General features: G+C 63.7%; 10 protein-coding genes. 6 read left to right on the forward strand and 4 right to left on the reverse strand.

All coding sequences use genetic code 11. The annotated features are described in order from the left end of the window. Positions 1–15: 15 nt before the first annotated feature. The 4 genes from eno to ACIGGF_RS17570 form a co-directional block, all read right to left on the reverse strand. Positions 16–1,302 (reverse strand): phosphopyruvate hydratase, encoded by a 1,287-nt coding sequence (eno, locus tag ACIGGF_RS17555; RefSeq protein ID WP_222090467.1) that lies wholly within the window; start codon positions 1,300–1,302, stop codon positions 16–18. Between the two features lie 97 nt (positions 1,303–1,399). Next, a complete protein-coding gene (locus ACIGGF_RS17560) occupies positions 1,400–2,572 on the reverse strand; it encodes a glycerate kinase (protein ID WP_052060747.1) in 1,173 nt (390 codons plus the stop codon). Positions 2,573–2,627: 55 nt separating this feature from the next. After that, positions 2,628–4,097, reverse strand: coding sequence for a C4-dicarboxylate transporter DctA (gene dctA / locus ACIGGF_RS17565; protein WP_397522466.1), 1,470 nt, complete (start codon positions 4,095–4,097; stop codon positions 2,628–2,630). A 135-nt stretch (positions 4,098–4,232) separates the two neighbouring features. Next, positions 4,233–5,333 (reverse strand): tartrate dehydrogenase, encoded by a 1,101-nt coding sequence (locus tag ACIGGF_RS17570; protein ID WP_027494113.1) that lies wholly within the window; start codon positions 5,331–5,333, stop codon positions 4,233–4,235. Positions 5,334–5,538: 205 nt separating this feature from the next. On the opposite strand from ACIGGF_RS17570, the gene ACIGGF_RS17575 reads away from it, so the two are divergent. From ACIGGF_RS17575 to ACIGGF_RS17600, 6 genes are all read left to right on the forward strand, one after another. After that, positions 5,539–6,447 (forward strand): LysR family transcriptional regulator, encoded by a 909-nt coding sequence (locus ACIGGF_RS17575; RefSeq protein WP_027494114.1) that lies wholly within the window; start codon positions 5,539–5,541, stop codon positions 6,445–6,447. Between the two features lie 536 nt (positions 6,448–6,983). Beyond that, positions 6,984–7,601, forward strand: coding sequence for an SMI1/KNR4 family protein (locus ACIGGF_RS17580; RefSeq protein ID WP_027494115.1), 618 nt, complete (start codon positions 6,984–6,986; stop codon positions 7,599–7,601). Positions 7,602–7,749: 148 nt separating this feature from the next. Further along, a complete protein-coding gene (locus tag ACIGGF_RS17585; protein WP_027494116.1) occupies positions 7,750–8,328 on the forward strand; it encodes a hypothetical protein in 579 nt (192 codons plus the stop codon). A 143-nt stretch (positions 8,329–8,471) separates the two neighbouring features. Next, positions 8,472–8,678, forward strand: coding sequence for a hypothetical protein (locus ACIGGF_RS17590; RefSeq protein ID WP_027494117.1), 207 nt, complete (start codon positions 8,472–8,474; stop codon positions 8,676–8,678). A gap of 204 nt (positions 8,679–8,882) precedes the next feature. Next, positions 8,883–9,884 (forward strand): hypothetical protein, encoded by a 1,002-nt coding sequence (locus ACIGGF_RS17595; RefSeq protein WP_237606104.1) that lies wholly within the window; start codon positions 8,883–8,885, stop codon positions 9,882–9,884. 383 nt (positions 9,885–10,267) lie between these two features. Further along, positions 10,268–11,440, forward strand: coding sequence for an ATP-binding protein (locus tag ACIGGF_RS17600; protein ID WP_027494118.1), 1,173 nt, complete (start codon positions 10,268–10,270; stop codon positions 11,438–11,440). Positions 11,441–11,544 lie beyond the last annotated feature (104 nt).

Consider the following 11,544-nt stretch of genomic DNA (forward strand, 5'->3'; position numbering starts at 1 on the left):
GGGTGTGATCGGCGGTCAGTGTGGCAGTGCGAACCGGGGGAATGCAGTGCGGCCGGCGTAGTGAGCGCTCTTGCCGAGGAGTTGTTCGATGCGCAGAAGTTGGTTGTATTTCGCGACGCGCTCGCTTCTGGCCGGCGCGCCGGTCTTGATCTGACCGCTGCCGACTGCGACAGCGATGTCGGCGATGGTGGTGTCCTCGGTTTCGCCGCTGCGGTGGCTGATCATGGTTTTGTAGCCGGCGCGGTGCGCGAGGTCGATGGCGTCGAGGGTTTCGGTGAGCGTGCCGATCTGATTGAATTTCACCAGCAGAGCGTTGGCGGCGCCGAGGTCGATACCATCCTGAATTTGTGTGGGGTTGGTGACGAAGAGGTCGTCGCCGACCAATTGAACAGCGTCACCGATGTCCTCGGTCAGACTGACCCACCCTGTCCAGTCGTTCTCGCTCAGTGGGTCTTCGATGGACACCACGGGATAGTTGCGAATCAGCTCACGGTAGAACCCGATCATGTCGCTGGTGGAGCGGTCCTTGCCTTCGAATCGGTATCCGGCCCCGTCGGTGAAGAACTCCGACGCGGCGACGTCGAGGGCGAGTGCCACGTGGTCGCCGAGGCCGAACCCTGCGGTGTCTACGGCGATGGTGATGAGGTCGAGGGCTTGGCGGGTGTCGGCAACGTCGGGTGCGAATCCGCCTTCGTCGCCCAGTCCGGTCGACAGGCCCTTGTTCTTGAGCACCGACTTGAGGGCGTGGTAGATCTCTGTTCCCCAGCGCAATGCTTCGTCGAACGAATCGGCAGCGAGTGGGACGATCATGAATTCCTGAACGTCGACTCCTGTGTCGGCGTGCGCGCCGCCGTTGACGATGTTCATCAACGGTACGGGTAGGACGTGGGCATTGGACCCGCCGATGTAGCGGTACAGGTCCATACCTACGGCAGCTGCTCCCGCTCGTGCGACTGCCAGCGAGACACCGAGAAGGGAATTCGCTCCGAGACGCGACTTGTCTGCTGTGGCGTCGGTGTCGATCAGGATGCGGTCGATGCGTCGTTGATCGTGGACGTCGCATCCGACGACGGCGGGGGCGAGTTCGGCGCGGACGGCCTCGACCGCTCGGCGCACACCTTTGCCGTTGTACCGGTCCTGTCCGTCGCGGAGTTCTACCGCTTCGTGTTCGCCGGTGGATGCACCAGACGGGACAGCAGCGCGTGCCGAGGTTCCGTCGTCGAGAACGATGTCGACCTCAACGGTGGGATTGCCACGGGAATCGAGGATTTCGCGGGATATGACCTGGCTGATGGTGGGCACGGGGGAGCTCCTCTGGAAGATGTATGCGGCCAGTCCGGATGCGAGGCGGGCGTCGTGTGCCCGCGCGCCGGGCGTCGCCGGACAGCGGGGCGAACGGTCAGCGGTACGCGCGCCCCGCCGCAGCTGGGACCGACGACGCGGTCGGTGTGCGCGGGGTGTCGGCGGCGTTGTCGAGTGCGATGTCGCGTCCGATGCGCACGAGCAGCTGGGCGGTGAGTTCGGGGTCGCGTGAGGTATCGCGGCCGGTGTAGTCGGTGAGGGAGCGGATGTCGCTAAATCCTGCTGTGTGCCAGCGTGATCTGGGGAGTGTATTTCGTCCTGCGGCGACAATGACGGGTACCGGTTGTGCTCGTCGTGCTAGGACGGAGAGCAGTTTGCCGTGTTCGGTTTGCTCGTCGATGCTGCCTTCGCCGGTGACGACCAGATCCGTACCGGCGAGGTGTTGTTCGAAGTCGAGTAGGTCGAGGAAGTACTCCGCTCCCGATGCCATGCGGGCACCGAGTAGCAGTGCTGCGAAGCCAAGTCCTCCTGCGCTGCCCGCTCCTGCGGTGTCGGCGAATTCCCTGGCCTGGGTGTAGCCGCTGCGGGCGAATGCTGCGACCAGAGTGTTCAGGCCTTCGTCGAGGTAGTGCACCGCATCGGGGTCGGCGCCTTTCTGCGGCCCGTAGACCGCCGCGGTGCCGGTCGGCCCGGTCAGGGGGTTGGTGACGTCGCCTGCGATGACGAGGTCAAGCCCGGTCAACGACGCGGCCTGGGAGGTGTCGACGGTGTGGATTTCGGTGAGTCTGCGTCCGCATCCTCGGACTTGGCGTCCCTCGGCGTTACGAAAGATGTAGCCCAGTGCTGAGAGCAGTCCGGTGCCGCCATCGGTGCTGGCGCTGCCGCCGAGCGCCAGCACCAGTCTACGAGGATGGTGTCGAAGGGCGCTCTTGACTGCTTGACCCATTCCGAGGCTGGTGGCCTCGAGTGGCGAGCGGCGACCGAGCGGCAGGGTGCCCAGTCCGCATGTGTTGGCGACTTCGACCACCGCGGTATCACCGCGGTGGGCGATCGTCGCGGTCTGCGGTGTGCCGGTGGCTCCGGCCACGGTGATCGTGTTGGGGGTGAAGCCGGCGGCGATGGCGGCGTCGACGCTGCCGTCACCGCCGTCGGCGAGGGGGAGCGCGGTGGTGTGGGCTCCGCCCGAGGTCAGTCCGATCGACAGGTGCTCGGCGACATCGCCCGCGGTCAGTGATCCCTTGAACTTGTCGGGTGCGACAAGAACCCTCATGGTCGGCCTTTCTCGGTGTTGGCGAAGCAACGGACGGGTGTGTGCAGATGGCCTGTCAGTGTCGGACCGAGCTCGCGGACGACGCCGGTGCGGGGAGATGCTCATGTCGGCTGCCGGGATCGTCTTTGACGAGGTCGACGTCGCGGTGGTGGTGTTTGTCTGCGGGTTCGTGTTCGAGGATTTCCATGTCGAAGTCGTTCTCTACTTCGCCTTCGGGCGGGGGGAGTATTTCCCCGGCGAAGACGCGGCGGGCGCGGTCGACGTCGAGTTCGCCGTTCCACTTGGCGACGAACAGGGTGGCGACGGCGTTGCCGATGAAGTTCACCAGTGCGCGGCATTCGGACATGAACTTGTCGATGCCGAAGATGAGCATGATGCCGGCGGCCGGGATGGTGCCCAGCGTGCTCAGTGTTGCGGTCAGGGCGATGAATCCGCCGCCTGCGACACCTGCGGCCCCCTTGGAGGTGAGCAGCATGACGCCCATGAGTCCGAGCTGCTGCGCGATCGTGAGGTCGGTGTTGGTGGCCTGGGCGATGTAGAGCGCGGCGAGCGAGAGGTAAATTGCTGCGCCGTCGAGGTTGAAGCTGTAGCCGGTGGGGACGACGAGACCGACGGTGGTCTTCTTGACGCCGGCGTATTCGAGTTTGCGCATCAATCCGGGCAGGGCCGGTTCGGCGGTGGAGGTGCCGAGGATCAGCAGGAGTTCTTCTTTGAAGAAGCCGAGCATGCGGAAGATGTTCAGGCGCAGGTAGGCCATTACCGATCCGAGGACGACCACCACAAAGAGCGCCGAGGTGACGTAGAAGAGCAGGATGAGGCTGCCGAGGCTGGTGAGAGTCGAGACGCCGTACTTGCCGATGGCGAATGCCATGGCGCCGAATGCGCCGAGCGGGGCGAGCTTCATGATGAAGCCCAGGACTTTGAAGATCACTGCGGTGAGGCGTTCGACTGCGTCGCGGATCGGGTCGGCGATCTGTCCGACAGCATTGATGGCGACACCGAAGATGACGGCAAGGAAAATGACCTGCAGGATGTCGCCTTCGACGAAGGGGCCGACGACACTGTCCAGGACGAGGTGAGTGATGAACTCCCACCACTCCTTTTCTTCGCCTGCCTTGATGAAGCTGCTGGCGGAGTCGGTGGTTTCCAGCGATGCTGCGTCGGCGTTGACACCGTCACCGAGCCGGAAGATGTTGATCGCTACCAGGCCGGTCATCATCGCGATGATCGTGCCGACCTGGAAGTAGGTCAGCGCCTTGATGCCGGTGAGGCCGACCTTCTTCAGGTCGGCGACCGAGGCGATGCCGCCGACGATGGTCAGGAACACGATCGGTCCGATAAGCATCTTCATTGCCGTGATGAAGGTGGTGCCGATCGGCTCCATCGCTTCGCCGGTGCTGGGCCAGAGCCATCCGACGCCGATACCGGCGATGATGGCGACGATGACCCAGAAATAGAGCTGTTTATACCAGGGTTTTTTGACCGTGGTCGGTTGGTAACTCGCTGTGCTGCTTGTGGTTCCCATGAGATTCACCTCTGGTGAGAGTTCGCGATAGTCAAGGTTGTGGTCGAGAGTTACCGACCGACTGTGGTGTCGGCCGGCTCGACGGGATCACCTGTCGAGCCGGCCGGGTCTGGCGTGGTGCAGGTCCAATCAGGATCAGGCTGGGGTCAGAGCGTTCTGCAGTGCGTGCACGATGGCTTCGGTGACCTCGTGGGTGTCCGAGGTGCCGCCGATGTCGCGGGTCAATGCTCCGTTGCCGGTGGCGGTTTCGATGGCAGCTTCGACGCGGCGCGCCTCGTCGTGCAGGCCGAAGTGGTCGAGCATGAGTGCTGCGCTGGCGATCGCGCCGATCGGGTTGCTGATGCCCTTGCCTGCGATGTCGGGGGCCGAGCCGTGGACGGGTTCGAACATGCTCGGGAAGCGGCGCTCGGGGTTGAGGTTGGCGCTCGCGGCGATACCGAGGGAGCCTGCGAGGGCGGATCCGAGATCGGAGAGGATGTCGGCGTTGAGGTTCGAGGCCACGACGACCGAGAGGTCCTCGGGGTGCAGGATGAACTTGGCGCTCATGGCGTCGACGAGCACGCTTTCGGTGGTGACGTCCGGGTAGTCGAGGGCGACGCGCTTGAAGACGTCGTCCCACAGCACCATTCCGTACTGCTGTGCGTTGGACTTGGTGACACTGGACACCTTTTTGACGGTGCGGGTACGCGCGAGATCGAACGCGAAGCGCATGATCCGCTCGCAGCCTTTCTCTGTGAACAGGGCGGTTTGTAGTGCAACCTCGTTGCCGGGGCCGCGGCCGCTGAGGTTGCGTCCGCCGAGTCCGGCGTACTCGCCTTCGCTGTTCTCGCGAACGACGACCCAGTCGAGTTCGGTATGGTCGGCTTTGCGGAGCGGGGACTGGACGCCGGGCAGGAACTTCACCGGTCGGACGTTGGCCCACTGGTCGAAGTTCTGGGTGATGTTCAGGCGCAGGCCCCACAGGCTGATGTGGTCGGGGACGTTCTCCCAGCCGACGGCGCCGAAGTAGATCGCGTCGTAGCTCTTGAGGGTTTCGAGTCCGTCGTCGGCCATCATCTTGCCGGTCTCGGCGTGGTACCCGCAGCCCCAGGGGAATTCGTCCCACTGGAAGGCGAACTTGCCGGCGGACTGTTCGGCCAGGACGTCCAGTACGCGCTGGCCCGCCTCGACGACCTCGCGACCGACACCGTCAGCCGGGATCGATGCGATCTTGTAGGTGGTGAGTTCGGTAGCCATGAGTTCCTCCGTAGTAGTGCACATCACATTCTGTCTTGAACCATTAAGCGGTCACAGGCGGGCGTGCGTCCATGACCAAAAGCCGATGCGTCTTATCGGTTTTTCCTAACTGTGAGAGATTCCCGCAGCTAGACTGGCCAGCAGATGAATTTCTGTCAGCCCTACACACCTGCACACCCGGCGCAACCGGAAGGAACGATCCTGTATGGATGCGCGGCACCTGAAGTACTTCCTGGCCGTAGTCGACGAGGGCGGCATCAACCGCGCGGCAGAGGCGTTGCTCATTGCGCAACCATCGCTATCCCAATCGATCGCGACGCTGGAACGGGAGCTGGGTGTTCCGCTTTTTCATCGCATCGGACGCAGGCTGGTACTGAGCGAGGCGGGTGAGACCTTGATCGGCCCAGCGCGAGTGGTGCTGCGTGATCTCGACGACGCCACCGCATCGATCGATGCTCTGAAGGGTCTGCGACGTGGACGCGTGGATCTGATTACGATGCCCTCGCCCGGGATCGAACCGCTGACAACGATTCTGACCCGGTTCAGCGCGTTGTATCCCGCTGTGACGGTGAACGCCGAGGCTGCGTTCACGCCGGAAGAGGTACTGCATGCGGTACGAACCGGGGCATGTGAAGTGGGCATTCTGGGCTCGCCCAGCGAGGTCCGCGCTCCTGAGCTCGAGGTCGTTGCGCTGGAGAGTCAGCCGTTGATTCTCATCTCGAGCGTAGACGCGGTTACACCGGACTCACCGGTCATCGAACGCTCCGAGCTGTCCGGGTTACGGCTGATCGTCTCGCAGCACGGTTCCTTGATGAGAACGCTCGTCGACGATGTTCTTGCGAGCGGCGTCGATGCCACCATCGCCGCCGAGGTAGCGCACCGCACCTCCATCCTTCCTATGGTGCTCAGTGGATTCGGTCAGGCAGTGATGCCATCGTCGTGGGCTCCGACCGCGCGCCAATCAGGAGCCAGAGTGCACCGCATCGTTCCCGGGTCCTATCTGCACGTCGCTGCCGTGTGCCGGACGACCCATCTCACGCCGCCCGCACACAAACTGATGGACGTGGCACGACTGTACGCAGCGGGCCACCCAACATCGTGGGAAATAGATTGACGCACAAGGCTCAAGAGGTTTTGCCGAAAACAATGAGCACTGCTGCGTCGGCCTGGAGGTGACACGCCACGGGAGCTTCACCTCGTCCTCGTAAAGCAGGATGCCCGTGTCCTCCTGCTTCACCAGCTTGCCCCCTCCCAGGTCGGCGGCGACGAGACCGAACAGCTGGTCGCTCACCCATCCCCGGATGCGTGACGGCGATTCCAGGGGAATCACGGGGGCCCGCTTCGACATCGACCGCAGCGTGGAAGTTAAGGGTCTCGATCTGCGTGGGTCGCCGGGGGTTTCTTCACCCGACCGAGGCCATCGACATCAAGGTCGTCTTACCAGGCACAAGAGGCCATAGCCGGCAATTTCGGCGTAGGTGTTGGAGTGGCCGAAGAGTAGTCCAGGCGGCACTACAGACCGGCTATCCGACAACCACCGGCAGTCAGCTGAGCCGTCGATCGTCAACGCCTGTTGACGGTGCGGTAACTGTCTCGAAGCGATCTGCGTTGCGATAATCGAAAGATCCCTCTGCGCAGTATGGTCGGGCAATGTCGTTGACTCAGGAGTGGAACCTCCTCGTGACTGCGCTGCGGGACGTGGCACCGGTGACGGCGCGAACGCTCAGGCCATGTGCGTCGACGAGCGCGGTGAAACGGGCCGAGGCAGCGACGGTTCCGTGGCCGGACGGGCTTCGCGAATTCTTCGGCCTTCATGACGGTCAGAACGAGGTCGGCGGCGCGGGACTCGTCGTTCCGGCTGGACGTCTGCTGCAGGTCGCGGAGATACCTCAGCGGCATTCCGACATGGTCGAAGTCATGGCGGATATCGTTGCAACAGAACCAGATATCTACGACGGGACCTACGCCGAGATCGTCGACAACCTGGTCGAGGCGGGCGTCGAGGCAGAAGATCACCTGTTCCTACCGGGGTACGTCCCTATCGCGGCTTGGGATTCGAATCTGATGTATTGCGACACCCGTTCGGGAGAGATGCGGGGGAGTGTGTCGTACCGATCAGACGACGGCGGGCACCTGGGTGTGCCAACCTGGCCGTCTTTGGAAGCATTTGTTTGCGACGTCAGGTCGGCCGTGACCGATCAGATATCGATCGGCTGGTACACAGCAGCGGTCGACAACGGGGTACTGGACTGGGACATTGTCGAATGACGTTGTGGCAGGGCGAGAGCGCCGAGATGGCGGTACGGGTACCAGCGGCCGGCCTTGGAGCGGCCACCCTCCGAAACACCTGGTGTTGCAGTCCACACCCACCGGTGTCGTGCGGTCAGGCGCGTAGTCGGCAGACGGCGGCGTCCAGATGACCATCACTCCGTGTCGTGACGGCTCACCCGCTCGATGGTTGATCGATCAAAGACGCGACTGGTGGGATCTGGTCACCCGCGGCCCGTCGGGGTACGAGCGTTACGCACGGTTGAGATTCATCCCGGATCCGACTTACGACGGTCAGCGCGAAATGGACACCGACTTCGCCAACGACGGACCGCCCGAGATCGCCCAGCTCGGAATCGCTGTCTCCACCCTCGCCCGGTTCACCACAACTCCGGACGACTGCTATTTCCTGATCTGGGAGGGCTACGAAAACCTCGACCACATGCAGGCCGCGACAGTCTCGATCCCGGAGCGGCCCTGCTACCTCTTTCGAGGTACTGCGGAGGACGTGTCGACGTGGAAGGACGCCCGAGACGGCACTGGTGAGCTGCCGATACCTGCGTTTGTGTGGCCAGCCGATCATGCGTGGTGCATCGCCAACGACGTCGACCCCCACTTCGCCACCATCGGTGCCGGCGAGTCCGCTATCGCAGATCTTCTTCGGACCGCACGAATCGATACGACGCCGGACAATCCCACCACGTACCCACCGTTTTACGGATTTTGAAGGCCACGGTCCAAAGGACGCGTTCGAGGCGGTCGCCGATACGGCGCAGTGCCTGCAGCGCAACGGTTTCTAGTGGGCGTTCCGTACCCTCGGGTGGCGGTGTCGAACAGGCACCGCTACCCGAGACGCAAGGAGGCACCTCCATGGCTGGAATCGCTGACAAGCTCGACAAAGCATACGAAGACAAGCCACTCACCGAGCTCGTCGACGCACCCGTCGAAGCACTGCAGGGCGTTAGCCCTGGCGATGCCGAGCATCTCAAGGCCGCATTCAACATCACGACCATCGGCGATCTCGGACGCAACAAGTACTTCCTCTGGGCGCAGTCGATCGCCAAGCTCGCCGAGTAAGACTCGAGTACGGCACACACGATGAAGCCACAAGACTGGCTACGTCCTGTGGCTTCATCGCAAGCCGACATCGATGCCTGTGGCGTACCTGCACCATCGACCGTCGACAGCGATGCCGTCGACGCGCATGCGTGCCACGTTCGCGGCGGGCGACCCTCGGCGACGTCCCTGATCGGTCGGCCTTCAGCCCGGTACCGTCGCACTGTGACACCGAGACAGGTCAGCACGGTGAGCGGTTACCGCTATCAGTGGTCACTGTTCGTCGATTGGTGCGCTGCGGCCGACGTCGAGGCTCTACCTGCGTCGCCGATCACGCTGGCGCAGTTCCTCGATGAGAACCCTGCCGGCGACGCGGTTCAGTTGCGCCGGGTTTCTGCGATCAACCGCGCTCACCTCGATGCCGGCCAACCCGCCCCCGGCGGAGTCACCTCGATTCGGATCGCACTGGACTCGGCACGTAGTGAGCGAACGATCCGGCGTGCTGAGCAGGACCAGATGATGATCGCGGCCGGACTGCCGACCTCCGGATCGACAGCGGCACTGTTCGGTCGCCGTGACGCCGTTCTTCTCATGCTCGCCGGAGCAGGCCTGTCCCACAAAGCTATTGCGAAAGTAGACCGCACCGAGATCACCACCGACGGCGACGCTGTGTGGATCGGCAGCCGCCACCGCATCCGTATCGCCCCCAACGACTCCACCGGTTTCGAACCGGTCACGATATGGGATCGGTGGCACCCGGTCCTGCAGTTCTCCGAGCGCTACCCGTCGACCACGCTGCTGGCAGAACATTTGCAGCGCAACACTTTTCCCGACATGACGGGGCTGCCGCTTCGCAGTGGTCCGGTCGCGGTGCCGATCGACCGGTGGGGCCACCTACCCTTGCCGGTGACGGCGATGACCGCCGCCGAGGTCGGAGCGGTGATCGCCAGGCACCGCACCGGGGCTTCTCCACTGCACACCCCGCGCCGCCTCCTCGCCAGACCCACCGACGGTGGTACCGATCGGCGTGACCCCATCGTTCCGGAGCCAGTGCCCCTGGAGCTCGACTCCGGGTACTACCGCTCGGGTGTCGAGGCACGTCGACGCGCCCACACGGCGTTGGCCGACGTACCGGACATGGTCGACGACGTCGAGGACCGCATCGAGCAACTCCTGCAACGCACCCTGCAGCTCCTCGACCCATCCACCAACGGCGACAGCACCTGATGCGGCGCACTCACGACCCGGCACACCGACACCTTGGTCGTCGTCCAACTCGTCGAGCACAGAGATCGGACACCGCCACGTTGCCGCAACCTGGGCGCAGCACCTAGGTTCAGTGAGCCGCGACAGATGACGTTTGAAGGCTCAGGCGCGGGTTCGAGACCTTCCGGGCCAATCGTCAACATACCTTGACGGTGTGTAGCCGCTCTTCATGCCATCAGCCGACATCGACACAGTAGAGACGTCGCAGCACTTGCCTTTGCGCCCGGCCCTGCTTGTCGACGTGGCGCGCCCGGATCTGCACCGAGTTACCGATCTATCGGTATGTATCTGACTGTATATGAATAGGACTGATACAACTACATACAATCCGATAGTCTATGTGCATGGAGTACGGACTGAACCCCTTCACACCCGGGTCTGGCACCCGACCCCCCGAGCTCGTCGGACGCACCACCGAGCTCGAACGGTTCGACTTGTTGGTCGCCCGCGCGAAACAGCGGCGCTACGACCGTGGGTTGATGCTGCAGGGCCTCCGGGGGGTAGGGAAGACCACGCTCCTGGCGACCATGGCGGATCAAGCTCGCCGCCACGATTGGGTGGTGGTCGAGGTCGAAGCTCAGACCAGTGTGGAAGGTGCCGAGGCCCTGCGGAGGCGTATCGCCAAAGATATTTCTCGCGCTGTACGCCGTCGTCAGTTCGCCGGCCCGGTGGCGGACAAGATCCGGCAGTTGACCGAAGAGTTCTCGATGTCCGCCACCGCGTTCGGTGTCGGAGTCGAGCTCGCTCGCTCCGCCGGTGCCGAGAAACCAAGCCTGGGGGTCGAATTCGAGGACCTCGTCGAAGATCTTACCGAGGAACTCCGCAAGGACGGCACCGCGCTGGGGCTGTTCATCGACGAGATGCAGGAACTCGAGCCGGCGCTCTTGCAGGTGATCCTGGCTACCCAGCACCGTGCGGCTCAGCGTGAGTGGCCGTTCTTCGTGTGCGGTGCCGGCCTGCCGAACCTTGCGCAAGCCTTGGCCGACGCACGGTCCTACGCCGAGCGCCAGTTCGACTACAGGACCATCGGTCCGCTCGCCGACGATCAGGCCCGCGATGCGATCGTCACACCCATCGCCCGGCTGAACCAGGACATCGACGCCGAGGCAGCAGATTACGTCGTCGCGGCGAGCGATGGATACCCGTACTTCCTTCAGGTGTTCGGTCACGAGCTCTGGCAGGCAGCCCAGCAGTCCCCGTTCACCCTCGCCGATGCCGAGGACGCCGTGGACACCGGCCACGCCTCGCTCGATTCCGGCTTCTACAGCTCACGGTGGCTACGGGCCACCGACGCCGAGAAACGCTATCTGGTGGCGATCGCACGCAGCGGAACCGATACTCCGCGGACGGCAGCCCTCGCCGAGGCCCTCGGGTCGAATCCGCAATCGATGGCACCGCACCGTGACTCCTGTATACGCAAAGGACTCATCTGGTCGCCGGCCCGCGGCCTGGTTGCGTTCACCGTCCCCGGGATGGCGGACTTCATCCGCCGCCAACCCAACGCACCGATTATCTGACCTCGACACCCAAGGACGTCGACTGGGCTGACATCGAGCACGTCGATCGCTCACGCCGCCCTGCATCCACACAGCGCCAGTGCACCAAGAGTCCAGTTCGGTCC

Source organism: Rhodococcus sp. NPDC078407 (genome assembly GCF_044542515.1).
In the GTDB taxonomy this organism is placed as follows: domain Bacteria; phylum Actinomycetota; class Actinomycetes; order Mycobacteriales; family Mycobacteriaceae; genus Rhodococcoides.